The sequence below is a fragment of the Bacillus sp. ME78 genome (assembly GCF_903970865.1).
GTDB lineage: Bacteria > Bacillota > Bacilli > Bacillales > Bacillaceae_G > Bacillus_A > Bacillus_A cereus.
In genome coordinates, this window is the sequence record NZ_CAJCKK010000019.1 from 1 (window position 1) to 21,020 (window position 21,020).

The following is a 21,020-nucleotide window of genomic DNA, read 5'->3' on the forward strand; positions in this document are numbered from 1 at the left end:
ACAGTGGCACCAGCGGTGGATACAGTAAAAGTAACAAACAATAAGGCTGGAGATGCGGATACAATTACAGTAAGTGGGATTGCCGAAGGTGATCTTGTTCGCGTATATGATGCATCAACAGAAGGGAAAGAGTTAGAGAAAGCATACGTGGCGAAAGATGCGAAGGAAGCGACAATCACAGGAAAAGATTTACTAGTATCAACAGGCGGCACAGTATACGTAACAGTAACGAAATCGAATAAAGATGAGAGTAAGAGAGTCACAGTGAAGTACGAAGCAGAGCCAACAACGGTGGCACCAGCAGTAGAAAAAATCACAGTGTCAAATAATAAAGTGGAAGCAGAAGATACAATTACAGTGTCAGAACTGAAAAAAGGTGACATTGTCCGCGTATATGAAGAAACGAGAGACGGAGAAGCAATTGCAACAGCGAAAGCAGAAACTTTTGCGGAGGAAAAAACAGAAGCGATAATCAAAAAAGCAGATCTATTAAAAACAACAGGTGGAACAGTGTACGTAAGTGTACAGAGTGAAAATGAGCTAGAAAGTGCTCGTACAGCGGTGAAATATGAATCACAAGTAACGGCGGCGCCAGTAACTGGAAATATTGTTGTTTTAAATAATGACGGAGCGGCTGATATTGTTAGAGTGACTGGTTTAACAGCAGGTGATAAGGTAAGTGTATATAATGAAGAGACAGTCGAAGAAGTAATTGGAACAGCAACGGTAGCAGAAAATAAAACGGCGGTAAATGTTGTAATCCCTCAGTTAGGGGAAGCAGCAGGAAAAATCTATGTAAGTGTTACAAAATTAAATAAAGATGAAAGTAAACGTGTTGTAATAAATTATATTGCTGAATAATTTGTGCAGTTAATGAATTAGATGGAATAAAGGGAAGTGCACTAGTAAATAGTTGACTAACTATTTACTAGTGCACTTTTTTTATTTAATAAATAATTTTTAAATAGAAAAATATTTTGTTAATAACGATTTTTAGAATGTTGAATGTGAATATTCTGGTAAAAGCTATTTAATAGATAGTAATAAGTTAATATATTTTTAAGTTAAAGGAAGAAAATATATTTATTTCTAAATTATATAAAAGCGTTTTAAAAGTGATATTATCCTCTGATAGTAGACGGGTGAGAGAAAGGTACTTTACTGTTTATTTATGAAGGGGATTTTTTTGAAAATAAAAGAACTTTCTCAATGGATTTTAAAATGAAAGCTATTGAATTGTACTCACATAGAGGAATTGGAATTGAATTATTTGGAGAGGAATTAGGCGTTATATATTCAGTTATAGATAGGTGAATTAAAAAATATAAAAATGAAAGGATTCTGGGCCTACAAGAAAAAAGAGGAAGAACTAGACAAACACATGAAATAAATCAAGGTGCTAGAATATAACAATTAGAAGTGGAAAACGCATGCTTAAAAAAGCTATTAGCTACGAAAAAGGGGATGAAATCAAAAAATTAAATCAGTAGAATACGAGCGAGGTTCAGAGATAAATGGTAACTATAGTTACCGAAGAAGTTGTATATGGATGAGTCAAAATGTTGCTACAAATTCTTTAAATCGGTGCTTAAAAGCATCCACAGAAGGGCTGAAAAAGTAGCCGTTTAGTTTTTACAACATATATTGACTAAACTTCTAAATAAAAAATCAACTTCATCTATACGAATTTTTTCTCCATACACCCCTGTTTCCAAGCAGATCCGTATTTTAGATTCAACTGCATTTCAGCTTCGGGATATATTTTCATCAATTTATCTGGGCGGGAGGATGTAGCCATACAGAAAGATATCTAAGAACTATCAAAGATTACTATTCAGCTATTCAAGCTCCTACAGCAAAACGAGCGAAAATCTCATCGGTATGATAAAAAACAGTCATTGATATATTAGGTTTCGTTTGCAATTATACCATGTCTGATGATCAAGTGGCCCAATTCAAAAAATGAAACACCCTTTACTATATTTGATGTTGTATGAACTTAATTTGATGGACATGGGATAAGATCAGAATACAGAAATTATCTGCTTGATGTTATCTAGTTTTTTTAAAAAATGCCCTTTACAAAAGGCTGGATACAGATTAGTTAGGCTATTCCTTTTTTATGATGTGATAAATAGTTGTACTTCTAATAGTTATTATGGTTTGTAAATGATGTTGTGTCTCTATTAAGAATGGAAGAGGATATAGATTTTATAGAGTTGAATGATAAGGTATTTAGCTAATTGTAAGTGATATGAACGAGTTCTTAATGTAAAATACACAAGGATCCTGTGTCCCTTTATAATTCTACTATTGTTGGATGGATTTAAACTATAATAATTAAAGTTGTACAGGTCCTCCAATAAATTTAATTTATCTGATGAAATGATTAAAAGAGAGAAAAGTATAGTTTTGGGGAGGTATTAGACACATTGAAATAGCTATGCCAAGTTTGTAAGTATTCAAGCTGCGAAGGGATATTTGGTTCTTAATTGTTAGGGGGGATTGATATATGAAAACACACCTCTCAATTTGTAGAGAGGTGTGTTTTCATAGTTGCTAAATGGATTATTGTAATAATTTACTTACCATTTGTGGAGTTTGGTTTGCTTGAGAAAGCATGCTGATACCAGCTTCGTTTAAAATTTTGAACTTAGTCATTTCAGACATTTCTTTTGCCATATCAGCATCTTCGATTTGAGAAGCAGCGTCTGCCATGCTAGTTTCTTGACTCTTTAAGTTATTTGAATTAAATTCAAAACGGTTTAATGTTGCACCAAGCGTAGCACGTTGACCAGCAATTTGTGTAATAGCAGCATCGATTGCATCAATTGCCTTTAAAGCCTCAGCTGGGTTAGCAGCCTTTGTACTATCAGCTTTTGTATCATCACCAATTTTTACTGTGTCAGAAAGTTTTAAATCGTCTACTTTTACGCTATTAAGTGTAATTGTCATTTGAGTATTACTTTTGCTTCCAGTGTCAAGTGTTTGAATCTTAATCTCTTTACCATCACTATCTAATAATTTTTGATCATTGAATTGTGTATTATCTGCAATATAATCGATTTGTTGTTTTAGTTGATCAAATTCTTTTTGTAAAGAAGCCTGGTTACCTTCAGTGTTTGTTCCGTTTGCAGATTGGTTTGCAAGGTCACGCATACGTAATAGGATATTAGAAACTGAGTTTAAAGCTGAGTCAGCTGTACGAATTAAAGAGATACCGTCTTGTGTATTACGTCCAGCTACGTTTAAACCGCCTTCACGCGCTTTCATACGAGTTGCGATTGCAAGACCTGCTGCATCGTCAGAAGCGTTGTTGATACGTTTACCGCTTGATAAACGGTCCATAGCGTTGCTCATTTTAGCTTGGTTTTGGCGCATGTACTCTTGAGTACGCATGCTGTTAATGTTTGTATTAATTCTCATGTTAAGAAACCCCCATTTTTTTATATTGACTTTTCTGCAAATTGAAAAACGGTAATATGCGAAAAAATCAATTTCGAGATTTATTGTAATCCCTGTCATAGCGGGTGTCAACTAAAAATTCGAATTAATAAATATAAAAAAATAACAGTTTAACAATATATTCATTTTTTTATTACATAATTATTAAAAGGATTATTGCAAACTTTAAAAAAAAACTCTAATATTAGATTATCTTTGTTTACCGAAAAGGTGATATTATGTTAGTTGGAAATATAGTAAAAGAAGTGCTTGCATATAAAAAAGGACAAATTCAGCAAAAGCTAAGTAGTCCACAAGCATTCGTTAGTAGTCGTTTTCAAGAGAAGTTGCAGAGTGAGCCTGCGAAGGAGACGAAAGAAACTACGCAGCCGGCAAAAGTAGAAGATATGAGTCAGCCGGTACAATCTACGAAAATAGAAGCGGTTGTTAATAAGCCGGTAGAAACTATTAATAAAGTAGAGGAAGCGAGTAAGTCTGAAGAAAAGTCTGAAACGAAGAAAGCAGATGAAGTGCAAGTTGCGCAAAAAGAGTTTGAACGACGTTTCCCAGAAACGAAAAATGAGGCTGCTGATACGTGGGAATTAACGAAGAAGTATAATATTCAAAAAATACGTTCTTTCAATGAAGGAAAGTATGAGGATATTATTGATCGCGTAAGTCGTACATACGGAATTCCGAAAACGTTAATTCAAAAAATGATTGAAGTAGAGTCTAATTTTAATCCGAAAACGGTGTCACATGCAGGTGCGATGGGTCTTATGCAGCTTATGCCAGCGAATGTGAAGGAGATGGGTGTGAAGAATCCCTTTTCACCAGCTGAAAGTATTGAAGGTGGCGTGAAAGAGTTAAGCGGTTATTTAAAGAAAAATAACGGCGACTTAGTATTGGCACTTGCTTCTTATAATGCTGGTCCTGGCAATGTGAGAAAGTACGGAGGCGTACCGCCATTTAAAGAAACGCAAGGATATATTAAAAAAATATTAAATATCGACGTTTCAAAATAAGAAGTTTCATATATAGAGAGAACATGAAATTTTCGTGAACATGATATGGGAGTTGGCTAGATTTGAAATTACAAGATGATATTCCGTTAACAATTTATTTTGAAATCGGAAATACGAAAAAGAAAATTGAAGATCTGCTTCATATTACGAAAGGTACATTGTATCGTCTTGAAAATTCAACGAAAAATACGGTGCGTCTTATGCTTGAGAATGAAGAGATTGGAACCGGAAAGATTTTGACGAAGAATGGGAAGATGTACGTTGAAATCGTTGAATTGAAAAGGTAGGGAAGGGGATTGTCATGAGTGGCGAAAAATTAAGCCAAGAGCAAATTGATGCCCTGCTGAAGGCGGTAAATGAAGGCGAGGAAATGCCAGCTTTCGCACAAGAAGCAGGAAAGCAAGAGAAATTTCAAGAGTATGATTTTAATAGACCAGAGAAGTTCGGTGTTGAGCATTTACGTAGTTTGCAAGCAATTGCTTCTACATTTGGAAAACAGACGTCACAGACGTTATCAGCGCGTATGCGTATTCCAATTGAACTAGAGCCTTCAACAGTTGAGCAAGTTCCATTTACGAGTGAGTATGTGGAGAAAATGCCGAAAGATTATTATTTATATTGTGTAATTGATCTCGGTTTACCAGAGCTTGGAGAAATTGTTATTGAGATTGATTTAGCATTCGTTATTTATATTCATGAATGTTGGCTTGGCGGAGATAGTAAGCGTAACTTTACGATGCGCAGACCGTTAACAGCATTTGAGTTTTTAACGCTTGATAATATATTCTTGCTTCTTTGTAAAAATTTAGAGCAATCATTTGAAAGTGTTGTTGCGATTGAACCGAAATTTGTAACGACGGAAACAGATCCGAATGCATTAAAGATTACGACAGCGAGCGATATCATTTCATTACTTAACGTAAATATGAAAACAGATTTTTGGAATACGACGGTGCGTATCGGGATTCCGTTCTTATCTGTTGAAGAAATTATGGATAAGTTAACGTCTGAAAATATTGTCGAACATTCTTCAGACAAACGTAGGAAGTATACGTCTGAAGTGGAAGTGAAAGTAAATCAAGTGTACAAACCTGTTCACGTTGCGATTGGTGAGCAGAAAATGACAATGAGTGAGATTGAACAAATTGAAGAAGGCGATATTATTCCGCTTCATACGAAAGTTTCGGATGAATTACTTGGTTATGTAGATGGAAAGCATAAATTTAATTGTTTTATTGGAAAAGATGGAACGCGTAAGGCGCTCCTATTTAAAAGTTTTGTAGAGTAGGAGGATCCATATGAAGCATGAAGTATCTCCTGTGTCATTAATGGGATTAGAAGATTTTGCAGGAAAGCGAAATGAAGCAGGTAAAGCACATATTGATACTGTTTCAGATATTTCGATTGAACTTGGTGTAAAGCTTGGAAAGTCATCTATTACGCTCGGTGATGTAAAGCAGTTAAAAGTTGGCGATGTTCTTGAAGTAGAGAAAAACTTAGGACATAAAGTAGATGTGTATTTAAGTAATATGAAAGTCGGCATCGGTGAAGCAATTGTAATGGACGAGAAATTCGGTATTATCATTTCTGAAATTGAAGCTGACAAGAAACAAGCGGCGCTTATGAAAGCGCAAAGTCAAATGCAAGATAAAGAGTAGAGGAGGAGTCATATGTCGTATATGACGACCTTATTTCAAGTCGTTTTACTGTTTGGTGCGCTCGGTTACGGTGCATATTATATGACGAAAAAGACGCGCAAACAGCAGTTTTTTAAGCAGGGTGAAAATGGCCATATTCAAGTAAAAGACGGCGTGTATTTAAATCATCAAACCAGTGCCTTTTTATTTGAAGTGGACGGAAAGCAAGTGTTCACTGTTATTAGTAATAACGGTGTACAGTCTGTGCAATTAACCGGAACAGGAAATCAGTTTCAACAAGCACTAGAAGACGCGGTGAAGACTGAAACGAAAAAAGTAGAGGATCCATCATGAGAATAAAGAAACAGTTATCATTATTAGCCGTTATTTTCGTATTTTCTATCGTTTTTTCAATTATTTTTGTAAATCCAGCGTATGCGGCCCCGAACGGTTTTATTAATTTCGAAAATGGAAAAGAGTTTACGAGTAATTCAAGTGTACAACTATTTGCGCTCGTTACCCTTTTATCATTATCTTCTTCTATCGTTCTATTATTTACACATTTTACTTATTTTATGATCGTTCTTGGGATTACACGTCAAGGACTTGGGGTAATGAATTTACCACCAAACCAAGTGCTTGTTGGACTTGCATTATTTTTATCACTCTTTACGATGCAGCCTGTACTCGGGCAACTGAAGAGCGATGTGTGGGATCCGATGACGAAAGAGAAAATAACAGTAAGCCAAGCTGCGGAAACGACAGCTCCTATTATGAAAGAATATATGTCAAAGCATACGTATAAGCATGATTTGAAAATGATGCTGAAAGTACGCGGAGAAGAGTTGCCGAAAGATTTGAAAGATCTTTCCTTATTTACACTCGTACCATCCTTTACGTTAACGCAAATTCAAAAAGGGTTACTTACAGGGATGTTCATTTATTTAGCGTTTGTATTTATAGATTTGATTATTAGTACACTTTTAATGTACCTCGGGATGATGATGGTACCGCCGATGATTTTAAGTTTACCGTTTAAAATACTCGTTTTCGTATATTTAGGTGGATATACAAAAATCGTCGATATTATGTTTAAGACGGTCGCTTGAAGCGCTTGATGCTATGTGATAGGAGTCATATAAATGAATACGTCACCAATTATAGATATTTTCCAAACCTTTTTTTATAAAGGGGTTATGATTTTAATGCCGATTGCCGTTGTAAGTCTGATTGTCGTTATTATTATCGCGGTTATTATGGCAATGATGCAAATTCAAGAGCAAACGCTGACGTTTTTACCGAAAATGGCGAGTATTGTGCTCGTTATTATCATTTTAGGTCCGTGGATGTTCCAAGAGTTAACGATGCTTATTTTAGATTTATTTGATAAAATCCCATCGCTATTGCGTTCGTACTAAGATAGGTGAACTGAAATGAATATGGAATTATGGGCGGCGACGTTTTTTGCGTTTTGTCGCATTACTTCATTTTTATATTTTTTACCGTTTTTCTCAGGTCGATCAATTCCGGCGATGGCAAAGGTTACAGTTGGACTTGCTCTTTCAATTACAGTGGCCGATCAAGTGGATGTCTCTCACATCAAGACAGTTTGGGACGTTGCAGCTTATGCAGCAACGCAAATTGTAATTGGATTATCACTTTCAAAAATTGTAGAAATGCTGTGGAACATTCCGAAAATGGCAGGGCATATTTTAGACTTTGATATTGGTTTATCACAAGCAAGTTTGTTTGATGTAAATGCAGGGTCACAGTCCACTTTGCTATCAACAATTTTTGATATATTTTTTCTTATTATTTTTATTTCACTTGGCGGCATTAACTATTTCGTTGCCACTATTTTAAAGTCGTTTCAATATACAGAGGCGATTTCAAAATTGTTGACGACTAGTTTTTTAGATAGTCTACTCGCAACGTTATTATTTGCGATCACATCAGCGGTTGAAATTGCTCTGCCGCTTATGGGAAGTTTATTCATCATTAACTTTGTTTTAATTTTAATCGCAAAAAACGCTCCGCAATTAAACGTTTTTATGAATGCATACGTAATTAAAATTACATGTGGGATTTTGTTTATTGCGATGAGTGTACCGATGCTCGGTTATGTGTTTAAAAATATGACGGATGTATTACTTGAAGAGTATACGAAACTATTTAACTTTTTCTTAACGAAGTAGGGGGACGCGCATGGCAAAGGATAATAAAACAGAAAAGGCCACCCCGCAGAAGCGTAAAAAATCGCGTGAAGAAGGGAATATCGCCCGGAGTAAAGATTTAAATAATTTATTTTCCATTCTCGTATTAGCAGTTGTCGTTTACTTTTTCGGAGATTGGCTAGGGTTTGAGATTGCGAATTCCGTAGCGGTGCTGTTTGATCAAATTGGAAAAAATACAGATTCAACCGAGTATTTTTATTTAATGGGGATTTTATTACTAAAAGTATCGGCTCCGATATTAATACTCGTATATGCTTTTCATTTATTCAATTATATGATTCAAGTCGGCTTCCTATTTTCTTCTAAAGTCATTAAACCGAAAGCGTCACGTATTAATCCGAAAAACTATTTTACGAGATTGTTTAGTCGTAAAAGTTTAGTAGATATTTTGAAATCACTGTTTTACATGGGATTAATCGGTTACGTTTCGTACGTTCTCTTTAAAAAGAATTTAGAGAAGATTGTTAGTATGATTGGATTTAACTGGACAGCGTCACTTACTGAAATTATTAGTCAAATTAAATTTATCTTTTTAGCCATTTTAATTATTTTAATCATTCTTTCTATTATTGATTTCATTTATCAAAAATGGGAGTACGAACAAGATATTAAGATGAAAAAAGAAGAAGTAAAAAGGGAGCATAAAGATAATGAAGGGGACCCGCAAGTAAAAGGGAAACGAAAAAACTTTATGCATGCAATCTTGCAAGGAACAATTGCGAAGAAGATGGATGGCGCAACGTTTATTGTAAACAACCCGACTCATATTTCGGTCGTACTTCGTTACAATAAACACGTTGATGCAGCACCAATTGTCGTTGCAAAAGGGGAAGATGAGCTCGCATTATATATACGAACACTTGCCCGTGAACAAGAAATACCAATGGTGGAAAACCGTCCGCTTGCTCGTTCTTTATATTATCAAGTCGAGGAAGATGAGACGATTCCAGAAGATTTATACGTAGCTGTAATTGAAGTTATGCGCTATTTAATTCAGACGAATGAACTTGAAGTATAATAGCGCGTTTGGAGGAGATCTCTTTGTTTAAGATAGATTCTGCAAGAACCTATTTTTCTATCTTTTTAGCAGCGTCATTCGTAGTGGCGCTCTTAATTCCACTTCCACCATTTATACTTGATATCATTATCGTTTTTCTACTAAGTATGTCAGTACTTATTTATATGCGAGCGACAAGTATTAACGAGTGGGATGAATTAAAGTCATTTCCGACGATGTTGTTATTAATCGGGATTTTCCGCGTATCGATTAACGTTTCGACGACGCGAGCGATTTTGACAGACGGAAATGCCGGTCATGTTATTGAAGAGTTCGGCCAGTTCGTAATTGGCGGAAACTTATTAATTGGTATCGTTATTTTTACAGTATTAATCATATTCCAGTTTATCGTTGCAAACGGTGCATCTCGTACAGCTGAAGTAGCAGCTCGTTTTACACTTGATTCTTTACCGGGGAAACAAATGTCTATCGATGCTGATTTAAACCAGCGTATTATTTCAGAAAAAGATGCACAGGCAAAACGTAAAAAATTAAATATGGAAACAGAGTTTTACGGAGCGATGGATGGTGCCGGGAAGTTCATTAAAGGGGACGTTATTTTCGGGATTGTCATTTTATTCGTAAACATTATTTTCGGTTTAATTGTCGGAATGATGCAGCAAGGAATGAGCTTTGCAGATGCAGCTCTTCATTATACACAGTTAACTGTCGGTGACGGAATCGTAAACCAAATCGGTTCATTAATGCTTGCAATTTCAACAGGTATTATCGTAACGCGTGTATTTGACGGCTCACCGGATACAGTAACAGAAGGTATCTTTAAAGAGTTATTAGCGCATGAAGTCGTTGTATATGCACTAGGTGGTTTATTTATCGCAATGGGTATTTTTACTCCGCTACCGTTTCTACCATTCGCACTCGTTGGTGGAACGATTATCTTCTTAGGCATTCGTAATAAAAATCGAATAAAGAAAGAAAAAGAAGACGAGCTCCAAAAAGAATTAGAAATGATTCAAGGCGAAGATGAGCAATTACAACAAGTGGAAGATTCATTCGGAGTATTTACGGATAAATATCCGATTATTGTAGAACTAGGTTTAGATTTAGCAGCACTTGTAAAGCAGAAAATTAACGGGGAAACAGCTCGTGATAAAGTTGTTCTTATGCGGAAGTCGATTATTACTGACCTTGGTATTAACGTTCCTGGAATTAACTTTAAAGATAATACGAGTTTTAGACCACGTGGTCGTTACATTATTCGTATTAAAGGTGCGAAGGCGGCTGAAGGTGTTTTAAAATCAGGTTATTTATTAGCACTGAAAACACCGAACGTAATGGCTGATTTAGATGCAGAGCCAGCGAAAGATCCAATTTTCGGTGAAGATGGATATTGGATTTTAGAGCATATGGTGCAAGATGCACAAATGAAAGGCTATCAAGTGTTAGAGCCACTTAGCATATTAATTACACATTTAGATGTTATCGTTAGACGTAATCTTCATGAATTAATTCAGCGTCAACATGTAAAAGACTTAATTAACTCGCTTGAAAATGATAATGGCGTTCTATTAGAAGAGATTAAGAAGAAAGAAATTGATTTATCACTCGTTCAAAATGTTATTAAACAACTTCTAAAAGAAGGTATTTCTATTCGTGATTTACCAACAATTATTGAAGGTATTATTGACGGAAAAGAAGTGTATCAAAACCACGTTGACGGTGTGACATCATTTGTTCGTGAATGTATTTCAAAAGTTATTTGTGAAAATGCGAAAAATCCGGACGGAAAAATATATGCAGCGCTCTTCTCTGATTCAATTGAGTTAGATGCGGATGTTGTGAATAATTCATATCAAGGTTACTTATTAAACTGGGATTTAGATTTAGAAACACGTGTCGTTGAGCAAGTGCAACGCGTCTTTAAGCAAGCACGTTTAATGGGAAGAGAACCAGTGTTATTAACACGTAGAAAAGATTTTAGATTTGCGATTGTAAGACTGCTAGAACGTTATCAAGTGGAAGCACAAGTACTTTGTATTAGTGAATTAGCACCAGAAATTGTTGTGGATCAAATTGCCTATATTGAATAGTAGGGGGTGAAGTAATGGAAAGTACAGAAAAGAAAGAAGCGTTAATGCGAATAAAAGCAGCTTCGAAAAATGAATTGTATCGAAAGTTATTTGACCAATATGGTACAGATTATTATTACGTTGTCGATGAAAGTGTAAAACGAAATATACCGTTTTTCTGGAAAAAGGATTATGAAATGTTAGTTGCTTTTCCAGAAGAAAAACAGGAAGAAGTGAATGAAGGTACAGCACAATTTCATGAACAGTTAATGGATGTCGTGAATGATCCTTCAGAACAAATTGTGAAGGCGAATGGAATTCAATCAGTACTGCACAATTTAGAAAACGTAACGACTTCTATGTCATACGCGGCAATGCAAACAGGAAATAGTGAAGAATGGGCAAGAAAAAAAGAAAAACTATTAAAGCTGTTTGAAAAAGGAATTGTCGTGGTGAAACAGACGAAAGAAACGGAAGTACCGAAAAAGAAAAAAGTTGTGAAACAAGTCGTTCCGGTAAAGAAAGAAGAAGTAGTTCCAAAGAAAGAAAGTCAAGAATCTGTACCGTTTATTATTCAAAAGGTAATTCGGATGCTAGAACAAAACGATGTGGAACAATATTTCATTTATGCATATGCTGAAAAGTTAAAAATAAAGTTTGAAAATGCAACGATGATTACGGAAGAAGAAGTTATTAGGTACATATTGGAAGATATGAAATCTCATTTCAATACGGAAAACGTCTTTGAAAAAGAAGTACAAACAATTGCATTAATCGGTCCAACTGGTGTTGGTAAAACGACGACGCTTGCGAAAATGGCATGGCAATTTCACGGTAAGAACAAAACAGTTGGTTTTATAACGACAGATCATTCGCGCATAGGGACAGTGCAGCAATTGCAAGATAACGTAAAGACAATTGGATCGGAAGTAATTGCTGTGCGTGATGAAGCTGCAATGACAAGAGCGCTTACGTATTTTAAAGAAGAAGCGCGCGTCGATTATATTTTAATTGATACAGCCGGAAAAAATTATCGTACGACAGAAACAGTGGAAGAAATGATTGAAACGATGGGACAAGTAGAACCAGATTATATTTGTTTAACGTTATCAGCTTCGATGAAAAGTAAAGATATGATTGAAATCATTACAAACTTTAAAGATATTCATATAGATGGTATTGTGTTTACAAAATTTGATGAAACAGCAAGTAGTGGTGAATTGTTGAAAATTCCAGCAGTATCATCAGCTCCTATTGTATTAATGACAGACGGCCAAGACATAAGGAAAAATATACATATCGCTACAGCTGAACATTTAGCGAAACAAATGTTACAAACATCGTAGAAAAGAGGTGAAGAATAAGGCACTTGCCTTATTCAAACGAATATGAACGGTCTTTATATAGGTTCTATGGGTATGATGAACTACATGCAGCGAATTAATGTTCATTCGAATAACGTTGCAAATGCTCAAACGACAGGATTTAAAGCAGAAAATATGACGTCTAAAGTATTTGATGTACAAGACACATATCGCCGCGGAGATGGGGCGGTAACAAATATCGGTTCGGTCGATTATGCTGTAGTACCAGCTGCAACACATGTGAATTTAGTACAAGGAAATATACAAATGACAAATAGCGCTACAGATTTCTTTTTAGATGACGGCGCAGCCGGCACAACATCATTTTTCGTTACTTCTAAAAATGATGAAACGTTTTTAACGAGAGATGGTAGTTTCACATTAAATGGTGATCGTTATTTACAAACATCTTCAGGTGCTTTCGTAATGGGAGAGAATAATGAGCGTATTCGTATTCCAGAAGGAGCAAAGGTTGCTGTACAAGCAGACGGTACATTATATGATGAAGTAACACAAAATAATATTGCTCGTTTGCAAACAAAAACAGTAGATGCAGAAACGAATGCTCGTCTCGTGCAACGTGAAAATAAAAGCTTTACACTAGCAGAAGGAAACATTGCTAATTTACCGAACGGAACAGGAATAGTAAAAAATCATATGCTAGAAAATTCAAATGTAGATATGACGAAAGAGATGGCCGATCTTATGACGGATCAAAAGATGATTCAAGCATCACAGCGCGTTATGACGTCATTTGATAAAATTTATGAAAAAGAAGCGAATGAAATATTGAGATAGTGGACTCCTAATAAAGGAGTCTTTTATTAATTTCAAATTTCAGAATTATCAATTGACTTTACAGAACTTCTTTTTTATATTAGTAGGTATAACTATAACTACTAAAGAGGTGAGAGTATGACAACGGCATTATATTTAGAAGATGCATACAAAACGAGTTGTGAAACAGAAGTGATAAAAGTAGAAGGGAATAAAGTATTTGTAAAAGAAACAGTTTTTTATCCAACTGGTGGAGGGCAGGAATGTGATACGGGTGTCATTGTACAAGATGGGTCTGTATTTGAGGTTGAAAAAGTAAAGAAGGAGCAGGGAGAAATAGTTCACTATATAAAAGATGAAGCTCAAGTAAAATTAGGTCCAGTTAAATTAGAGATGAATTGGGAAAGACGTCATAATTTAATGCGTCATCACTCTTTACTGCATCTTATCGGAGCTGTTGTTTATGAAAAGTATGGGGCTCTATGCACCGGAAATCAAATTTATCCTGATAAAGCACGTATCGATTTTAATGAGTTACAAGAGTTATCGAGCGTGGAAGTAGAAGAAATTGTTGAGGAAGTGAATAAACTTATTAAGCAAAATAAAGAAATTTCCACTCGTTATATGAGCCGCGAAGAAGCAGAAAATGCTGTAGGAATGATTAAAACAGCAATAAATCTCCTGCCAACGACTATCCAAGAAATCCGCATTGTTACAATTGAAAATTTAGACGAACAAGCTTGTGGAGGCACACATGTGAAAAATACGAGTGAAATAGGAACACTTGTTATTGATAAAGTAAAAAGTAAAGGGAAGCAAAATCGTCGTTTTGAAGTAAGGGCGATTTAGATTGTGAGGGGTTACCGATGGATGAAATTATAAAGGAATTACAAAAGTTAGGATTTTCCCAGTATGAATGTAAAGCGTATATTGGATTGTTAAAACACTCCCCAGTAACAGGCTATGAAGTGAGTAAACAAACAGGAGTACCTCGTTCTATGATTTACGAGGTACTCGGTAAGTTAATGGATAAAGGAGCGGTGCATATTGTACCTTCCGAACCAGTTAAATATGTACCAGTACCAGCTACCGAATTAATGAATCGAATGCGAAAAGACTTTGAAAAGTCATTTGAATTTTTAGATGAGAAATTAAATTGTTTAGAACAAGAGCGACAAATAGATGTAATTTCGCATATTCGTTCAAATGATCGTGTTTTGAAAGAAATATGCAATATAATTAGTAGAGCTAAGGAAGAGTTATGGGTTTCTGTATGGGAAGATCAAGTGTATGAAATTGAGCCATACATTCATCAAAAGGAAGAGGAAGGCGTACATATATTTTCAATCTTATTTGGAGCTCCAGAAACAAAAATAGGAGCGACGTTTCACCATAATTATATGACGCCTCACGTTGTTGAAAAGAGAATGGGTGGTCATTTAACTGTTATTGCTCGTGATGGAGAGGAAGTATTAATTGCGAACTTTTCAAATGATAGCACTTCATGGGCCGTTACAACGTATGACCCAGCGCTAGTTCTCGTTGCTACAGAGTATGTAAGGCACGATATTATGGTTGAAGAAATCACAAAGGAATTTGGAGCTGATAAGTTAGATACGTTATGGCGTGAAAATATAGATTTAGTTCATGTCGTAACAGGAAAACGAACTTTAGAAGGAATGGAGGATGATAGAGATGAGTAAAGCTGAGGCACATGTAGCTTTGCAGAGCGATGATACATTTCAGCAAGGAGTAAAAGATTGTTTACCAACTGTATTTGGTTATTTGAGCATCGGTATAGCAGCTGGTGTAATTGCAAAAACAGCCGGTTTTTCTATCATTGAAATTGCATTTATGTCCACTTTAATTTATGCAGGTTCTGCCCAATTTATATTAGCTGGTATGTATGCAGCCGGTGCACCTGCTTCCGCAATTATTTTCACTGTATTTTTTGTTAATTTACGCCATTTATTAATGAGCGCAGCGCTTGCACCGTACTTTACGAAAATTCCTCTATTTAAAAACTTAATCATCGGTTCTCAAATTACAGATGAAACTTTCGGCGTTGCAGTGCAGCATGCAGCGCAAAAAGGATATTTAGGTGAAAGGTGGATGATTGGGCTTAACGTAACAGCGTATTTAAATTGGATTCTTGCTACTATTATTGGTGGGCTGTTTGGTGAGTGGATACCAGATCCGCATACATACGGGATGGATTATGCATTACCAGCGATGTTTATCGGATTATTTGTTCTTCAGCTCATAAGTAGTAAACCAACACTAGTAATTCATTTAAGTGTTGCAATTGTAGCGATTATTATCGCATACGTTTCACACCTATTTATGCCAGATAGTATAGCGGTTATTATCGCAACATTACTAGCTGCGACGATTGGAGTGGTGATTGAAAAATGGAAATGAGATTAGATGTATTATTACTTTTATTAGCAGCAGGAGCTGTTACACTCGTGCCACGTATTTTACCTCTACTCGTATTTAGTAAACTACAAATTCCAGACTGGGGTTTAAAATGGTTAAATTACATACCAATTGCAATATTAGCAGCACTTTTAGCACAAGTATTATTTATGCATGAGACGATGCAGTGGGATTACCTTATCGCAGCAATTCCAACATTTCTTGTAGCGATATATACTCGTAGTTTATTAGGTACAGTATTAACAGGAGTGGTTGTGATTATTTTGTTACGTTTCTTTTTCTAAAAAGGATTACGCTCATATAATAGCGAAAGGTGTAATAACATGAAAAATATAGGGGTGGTGTTATGATACTTTTAACGATAGGAGCAATTTTGTTAACGTTGTTTATTTTCTTTATTATCGGTTTCGTTACGTTTATGATGTTTGTTGATAAGGCGACACCTCAAATATATTATACACCTTGTGAATCAGTGACAGTGAAAACTAAAGGTAAACATAGAAGGAAGAAAAGTTGAAAGTTGGCTTTTCTTCCTTCTTCTATTACATCCCCGAAAGAACTAACAACAATAACCCAAATAAAAAACTAATAAAGGAAAGAAGAACGATACATATGGAAAATACACGATTATTTCTCCATTCGTGCCAAAAAGCGATAAATCCTAAAATACAAAGGAAAAACCAAATGGGCAGGAATATGAACTCGCTAACTTTCTCGGGGAGTAACGAATAAAAAGTTGTTACATATAAAATCCAATTTGTAAAAAATAAAATGCAAATGATAATAGATTGTAAGTAGGGGCGGTTGAAAAATATCCTTTTTTTACGGTTTTAAAAATGATAGTTAGCGCTGAGATAAAGGCAATGAGTATGAAAACAAGTAAGAGTAATGTCAGCGTCATTTTGAGTCTCCTTTATAAGATTGTTTTTATCACGCATGGGAGTAAGACCCACATCTTAAAACTCAACGTAAGAAAAGAGATTAGGTGGGGGATGAACACCCCCAACTGATTGAAGTTTCACTTTACAAGAAATGAATCTATTAAATGGTATGCTTGCTTTGTAGAGTGCCCGTTATATTTTTTAGTGTACGGATTTAGAAATCCATGTTCACCGTGTAGTTGTTTTATTTCTAATAAAGGATTATTTTGTTGCTGCAATGTTTGAATTAAAGAGGATACTGAAAAACTAGCTTCTTTTTCAGGAAATATAAGTAGTGTAGCGCATGTAGGCTTTATGTGAACATAGTCGCGTATACGAGAACCGTAACATCCGATAATAAAATCTATTTCCGGATTGTTACTACATAGCCATGAGATGGTAGCTCCAACACTAAAGCCGATAAGTCCAATATGTGTATAACTACTAGAAAGATGAGAAATGAATTCTTCAATTTGCTTTTTTCCATAATCAAATCCAATATGATTTATAAAATGTTCATATGCTTTTTCTTCATCACGATAATGAAATGCATGTTGCGATTGTAGAAGATTAGGACAGAATACGTCTATATGAGATGAAGTAAAGTGGTTGGTAACGTGATGCATATGGTCGTTCACACCATATATTTCATGAACAACAATGAGAGCTACTTTTTTCTTCATAGTTATAAAGTACCTCTATGAAACTTAAATTCTTTCTCAACAAGGCAGATACGCAGGTGGAAGTTTTCATACCATTGCTCACGACCTCTTTTTTTCGCTTCTTTATGTAAGGCGTTCTTTTTCCAATTTTCAATCGCATCAAGTGATTCCCAATAAGAAATTGTTATTCCGAGTCCAGAATTACCTCGTGCACTTTCTACACTTAAAAATCCAGGTTGTTGCTTTGCAAGTTTCTCCATTTTGTCGGCAACTGTACTATAATCTGCTGTATTATTAGATAAATTGGAAGTGAATATAACTGCATAATAAGAATTGTTTTTTTCTAAATTAGATGCCATTATTTTTCCTCCTTAATGTATAGTGTGAATAATTAATCCATAGTTTGTATTTTAGCAGGTCACAAAAAGAAAAGAAGTAGAAAATTCTTATTTTTTTCAGCTCATGTAAAATAAAAGATTGAAGAAATTTATAATAAGTAATCTGAAAGAAGAAAAATGCCACTTCAAAAGAGAAGTGGCATTTCTTATATTTCCTCTAAGCTATTAACTGGAACAGTTAATTCGCGTTCTGGGTTTTTTACTTCATATATGCGGGCGGTTTCATTGCTTTCATCGACGTGTTGAATCATAACAGGCATGCCTTGAAAACTGACATTGGCTTGTTCCGCTGACACAGAAAGCTCTATTGCACGTTGTATATTCATTTATATTCCTCCCATCATTATTATCTTTGCTAAAAAAGAGGAATAATATACCATTTAGAGACATTCTTAAAGTTTTTGTATTATTTGTAATGTTTCTTTAATAAATGAAGTGAAGATGGAATCAGGATAACCATCTATCGTTTGAACTGCTTCTTTTGCTTCTTTCAGAGCAGCTGGTTTATCTTGAAGTTTTATATGACACAGGGCACGATAAGACCCGGCTGTTAATACCCAGGATTGATCAAGTGGATGAGTCATATAATCTGGTATGGTAGCGTGTTTTAATATTGCCAAAGCTTCCTTATAACGTTTTAAGCCATACAAAGATTTTCCTTTTTCAAGATAATATAATCCATCGTCTTGAAAGATTGGTTCATCTTTTAGTTTTTCTCGGAATTGTTCTAGATGTTCTAATGCGATTGTATATTCATTAGTAATTGTGTTGTAGTAGTAAGCTTTTAAAATATCAATAATCGCAATGGATAGAATATCTTCTGTAAAAATGGCAAATTGCTCCGATTTTTTTATGTAATATAAATATCGCTCTTTATCGGTTGTAATGATTTTTTGATAAGATAAAATACGGTAAAATTCATCTGTTTTATAATACACTTGATGTTTTTTTGAAAATGCAAGTGCATCTAAAATGACTTTTTCACATTTTTCATAATTACCATATGCGAGTAAAATAATTGCTTCTTTTAAGTATAATTGTATATGTGTAATGAGATCCATTTCTAAATTCTTCGTTTTATATTCATCGCGAATTCTGCTAATCAACTGTAAACATTCTTTATATTTTTTCCGTTTGTAGAGCATATAGTAAAACAGTAGTTTCGTTTCAGTACTTTCACGATACAAAGTATATTTTTCAAATATAGAAACAGCTGTTTCAACGTAATATTCAATATTGTAATCGTTCATAATGGCCGCTCCAGTTATGAACTGTTTATATAAACGTGCTGTGTTTAAAGTAAGGGGTAGTTCTTTTTGAACGATAGGTAGTAAAGTCTTGTATACTTCATCGCATTTATTTGATTTTATTAATGGCTCCATTTTTTGAATGAGTTCCACAATTTCTTCTTCATCTTCTTCTAATAAAAAGCTCGTTTCACATTCAAGTTTTTCCGCAATATATTGTAATGTTTTCATAGAAGGTGTAGCTTTTCCATTTTCAATTTGACTAAGCATACTTTTTGTCAGTTCCGAACCTGCCAGTGCTGTTTGCGTAAGCTTTTTATCTTTTCGTAATGCTTTAATTTTTTCACCGAGAGTTGCCATATTATTGCTCCTTTATATTTAAAAAGTTTAATTGTATTTAACTTTTTGTTGTAAAAATTGGAAAGTTGATTATATAATAAGTTTAACACAATTTAACTTTTAAGGGGAGAGAGTCAAAAATGGGAGATATAAGTATAGGACAACATGATTCAAGAATGAAGATTGCAACTAGAAATATCATTTTAATGATGATTGGAAAAATGACGTCTTTATTAGGCGCAGGTATTTATACGTTCGCAATGGGGTTATATGTATTAAAGACTACTGGTTCAGGGATGGGTTTTGCAATTACGCTCGTTTGCGGATCACTTCCAAGGATGATCTGTGGCCCAATTGCTGGTGCTGTAGCAGACCGTGTGAATCGAAAATGGCTTGTCATTGGTACTGATTTATTAAGTAGTTTAACGATGCTTAGTATGTTTATTCTTGCTACTATATTTGGGCCATCACTTCTTTTTATTTATATTTCAGCAGCATTATTATCAATTTGTGCAAGTTTTTATTCTGTTGCATTAACTTCGTCTATTCCGAGTTTAGTAGATGAAGGACGTATTCAAAAAGCGAGTGCTTTAAATCAAACGGCGGCTTCTTTATCAAATATTTTAGGACCGATTATTGGCGGAGTTGTATATGGTTTCTTTTCAATTAAATCGTTTTTCCTATTAAATAGCATTACGTTCTTTTTAGCGGTTATTTTGCAATTATTTATCGTATTTGATTTATATAAAAAAGAAGTGGCTGAAAGTACAGAGCATTTCTTGACGAGTATAAAAGAAGGTTTTTTATATGTAAAAAGACAACGTGAAATATATGGTTTAATGAAAATAGCATTGTGGGTAAACTTTTTTGCGTGTGGTCTAACAGTTGCACTTCCGTACATTATCGTCCATACATTGCATTTATCTTCAAAGCAACTCGGTACTGTAGAGGGAATGTTAGCAGTCGGGATGCTAATGGGAGCGATTGCTTTATCAGTGCGTAAAGAAGTGAATAATCCGTTTCGTTCTATTTATACTGGACTGTTTTTGTTTGCAGGTTTAAGTTTATGTACAGTCTTTCCGTTGTTAGTTATCATTCCAAAAGTAGCAAGTTTTATTTACTATATTGCTTTTATGATGTTAACTGGTATAGCAATTATGATTGTAAACATTCCAATGCAAGTACATATGCAAAAAACGACAGATCCGAGCTACCTAGGGCGTGTGTTTGGCCTACTTGAAACAATTGCGACTGCAATCGCACCACTTGGTATGATTGTATATGGACTACTATTAGATATGTTGCCAACTAGCATTGTTATGATGACAATAGGCGGAGGGTTATTGTTAGTTGTATTAGTTGGAGTAAAGCAACATATGGCGAAAAAACAAGTAGATGTGTCCGCTTAAAAATAAGAAAATAATAAAAATTTGACTTATCATTATAA

General features: G+C 34.9%; 23 protein-coding genes and 5 pseudogenes. 22 read left to right on the forward strand and 6 right to left on the reverse strand.

The window, feature by feature from the left end; all coding sequences use genetic code 11:
* From H6481_RS28905 to H6481_RS28910, 4 pseudogenes are all read left to right on the forward strand, one after another.
* A pseudogene (locus tag H6481_RS28905) lies at nt 1-861 on the forward strand (hypothetical protein); the annotation flags it as partial.
* Nucleotides 862-1,209: 348 nt separating this feature from the next.
* Nucleotides 1,210-1,482 (forward strand): annotated as a pseudogene (locus tag H6481_RS29160) (helix-turn-helix domain-containing protein).
* Nucleotides 1,483-1,540: 58 nt separating this feature from the next.
* Nucleotides 1,541-1,801 (forward strand): annotated as a pseudogene (locus H6481_RS19000) (IS4 family transposase); the annotation flags it as partial.
* Nucleotides 1,794-1,966, forward strand: a pseudogene (locus H6481_RS28910) (IS4 family transposase); the annotation flags it as partial. The pseudogenes H6481_RS19000 and H6481_RS28910, both read left to right, overlap by 8 nt.
* Before the next feature lie 602 nt (nt 1,967-2,568).
* Here the strand turns inward: H6481_RS28910 and H6481_RS19005 are convergent.
* Entirely contained in the window at nt 2,569-3,426 is an 858-nt protein-coding gene (locus tag H6481_RS19005; RefSeq protein ID WP_097960348.1) for a flagellin, read from the reverse strand.
* Between the two features lie 257 nt (nt 3,427-3,683).
* Here H6481_RS19005 and H6481_RS19010 point away from each other — a divergent pair, with 257 nt between their 5' ends.
* From H6481_RS19010 to H6481_RS19090, 17 genes are all read left to right on the forward strand, one after another.
* Complete coding sequence (locus H6481_RS19010; protein WP_182812829.1) at nt 3,684-4,469, forward strand: lytic transglycosylase domain-containing protein; 786 nt, start codon at nt 3,684-3,686, stop codon at nt 4,467-4,469.
* Nucleotides 4,470-4,531: 62 nt separating this feature from the next.
* The gene (locus H6481_RS19015) at nt 4,532-4,756 is read left to right on the forward strand and encodes a flagellar motor switch protein FliN (RefSeq protein ID WP_000775712.1); all 225 of its coding nucleotides are present in this window, start codon (nt 4,532-4,534) and stop codon (nt 4,754-4,756) included.
* 14 nt (nt 4,757-4,770) lie between these two features.
* Nucleotides 4,771-5,757 (forward strand): flagellar motor switch protein FliM, encoded by a 987-nt coding sequence (gene fliM / locus H6481_RS19020; protein WP_000012361.1) that lies wholly within the window; start codon nt 4,771-4,773, stop codon nt 5,755-5,757.
* 10 nt (nt 5,758-5,767) lie between these two features.
* A complete protein-coding gene (gene fliN / locus H6481_RS19025; RefSeq protein ID WP_000680010.1) occupies nt 5,768-6,127 on the forward strand; it encodes a flagellar motor switch protein FliN in 360 nt (119 codons plus the stop codon).
* A gap of 12 nt (nt 6,128-6,139) precedes the next feature.
* Nucleotides 6,140-6,460, forward strand: coding sequence for a hypothetical protein (locus H6481_RS19030; protein WP_000121178.1), 321 nt, complete (start codon nt 6,140-6,142; stop codon nt 6,458-6,460).
* Nucleotides 6,457-7,215, forward strand: coding sequence for a flagellar type III secretion system pore protein FliP (locus H6481_RS19035; protein ID WP_001220582.1), 759 nt, complete (start codon nt 6,457-6,459; stop codon nt 7,213-7,215). Before H6481_RS19030 ends, H6481_RS19035 begins: the two co-directional genes overlap by 4 nt.
* A 33-nt stretch (nt 7,216-7,248) precedes the next feature.
* A complete protein-coding gene (locus H6481_RS19040; RefSeq protein ID WP_001098080.1) occupies nt 7,249-7,524 on the forward strand; it encodes a flagellar biosynthetic protein FliQ in 276 nt (91 codons plus the stop codon).
* 15 nt (nt 7,525-7,539) lie between these two features.
* On the forward strand, nt 7,540-8,301 hold the full coding sequence (locus tag H6481_RS19045) for a flagellar biosynthetic protein FliR (RefSeq protein ID WP_001055717.1): 762 nt from the start codon (nt 7,540-7,542) through the stop codon (nt 8,299-8,301).
* Between the two features lie 10 nt (nt 8,302-8,311).
* On the forward strand, nt 8,312-9,358 hold the full coding sequence (locus tag H6481_RS19050) for a flagellar type III secretion system protein FlhB (protein ID WP_065483016.1): 1,047 nt from the start codon (nt 8,312-8,314) through the stop codon (nt 9,356-9,358).
* 23 nt (nt 9,359-9,381) lie between these two features.
* Nucleotides 9,382-11,448: a flagellar biosynthesis protein FlhA gene (gene flhA / locus H6481_RS19055; RefSeq protein ID WP_000472535.1), complete on the forward strand. Its 2,067-nt coding sequence runs from the start codon at nt 9,382-9,384 to the stop codon at nt 11,446-11,448.
* Between the two features lie 14 nt (nt 11,449-11,462).
* Nucleotides 11,463-12,773, forward strand: a complete 1,311-nt coding sequence (flhF, locus tag H6481_RS19060) for a flagellar biosynthesis protein FlhF (protein ID WP_000446182.1) — start codon at nt 11,463-11,465, stop codon at nt 12,771-12,773.
* Nucleotides 12,774-12,815: 42 nt separating this feature from the next.
* Nucleotides 12,816-13,589, forward strand: a complete 774-nt coding sequence (locus tag H6481_RS19065; protein ID WP_098853063.1) for a flagellar basal-body rod protein FlgG — start codon at nt 12,816-12,818, stop codon at nt 13,587-13,589.
* 117 nt (nt 13,590-13,706) lie between these two features.
* Entirely contained in the window at nt 13,707-14,417 is a 711-nt protein-coding gene (locus H6481_RS19070) for an alanyl-tRNA editing protein (protein ID WP_000205381.1), read from the forward strand.
* 17 nt (nt 14,418-14,434) lie between these two features.
* Nucleotides 14,435-15,271 carry a helix-turn-helix domain-containing protein gene (locus H6481_RS19075; RefSeq protein ID WP_065483029.1) on the forward strand — a complete coding sequence of 279 codons (837 nt, stop codon included), beginning with the start codon at nt 14,435-14,437 and terminating at the stop codon, nt 15,269-15,271.
* Nucleotides 15,264-15,989, forward strand: a complete 726-nt coding sequence (locus H6481_RS19080) for an AzlC family ABC transporter permease (protein WP_065483032.1) — start codon at nt 15,264-15,266, stop codon at nt 15,987-15,989. The genes H6481_RS19075 and H6481_RS19080 overlap by 8 nt, the downstream gene beginning before the upstream one ends.
* Entirely contained in the window at nt 15,980-16,291 is a 312-nt protein-coding gene (locus H6481_RS19085) for an AzlD domain-containing protein (RefSeq protein WP_000425944.1), read from the forward strand. Before H6481_RS19080 ends, H6481_RS19085 begins: the two co-directional genes overlap by 10 nt.
* A gap of 62 nt (nt 16,292-16,353) precedes the next feature.
* A complete protein-coding gene (locus H6481_RS19090; RefSeq protein WP_000602244.1) occupies nt 16,354-16,524 on the forward strand; it encodes a DUF3951 domain-containing protein in 171 nt (56 codons plus the stop codon).
* Nucleotides 16,525-16,549: 25 nt separating this feature from the next.
* Here H6481_RS19090 and H6481_RS19095 read toward each other — a convergent pair.
* From H6481_RS19095 to H6481_RS19115, 5 genes and pseudogenes are all read right to left on the reverse strand, one after another.
* Nucleotides 16,550-16,908: pseudogene (locus tag H6481_RS19095) on the reverse strand (hypothetical protein).
* A gap of 117 nt (nt 16,909-17,025) precedes the next feature.
* Complete coding sequence (locus H6481_RS19100; protein ID WP_023521615.1) at nt 17,026-17,610, reverse strand: dienelactone hydrolase family protein; 585 nt, start codon at nt 17,608-17,610, stop codon at nt 17,026-17,028.
* 2 nt (nt 17,611-17,612) lie between these two features.
* On the reverse strand, nt 17,613-17,948 hold the full coding sequence (locus H6481_RS19105; RefSeq protein WP_182812831.1) for an antibiotic biosynthesis monooxygenase: 336 nt from the start codon (nt 17,946-17,948) through the stop codon (nt 17,613-17,615).
* A 185-nt stretch (nt 17,949-18,133) separates the two neighbouring features.
* A complete protein-coding gene (locus H6481_RS19110; protein WP_001025733.1) occupies nt 18,134-18,313 on the reverse strand; it encodes an H-type small acid-soluble spore protein in 180 nt (59 codons plus the stop codon).
* Nucleotides 18,314-18,379: 66 nt separating this feature from the next.
* Complete coding sequence (locus H6481_RS19115; protein WP_182812833.1) at nt 18,380-19,594, reverse strand: helix-turn-helix transcriptional regulator; 1,215 nt, start codon at nt 19,592-19,594, stop codon at nt 18,380-18,382.
* A 119-nt stretch (nt 19,595-19,713) separates the two neighbouring features.
* Here H6481_RS19115 and H6481_RS19120 point away from each other — a divergent pair, with 119 nt between their 5' ends.
* Entirely contained in the window at nt 19,714-20,982 is a 1,269-nt protein-coding gene (locus H6481_RS19120) for an MFS transporter (RefSeq protein ID WP_029441922.1), read from the forward strand.
* The last annotated feature ends 38 nt before the right edge of the window (nt 20,983-21,020 follow it).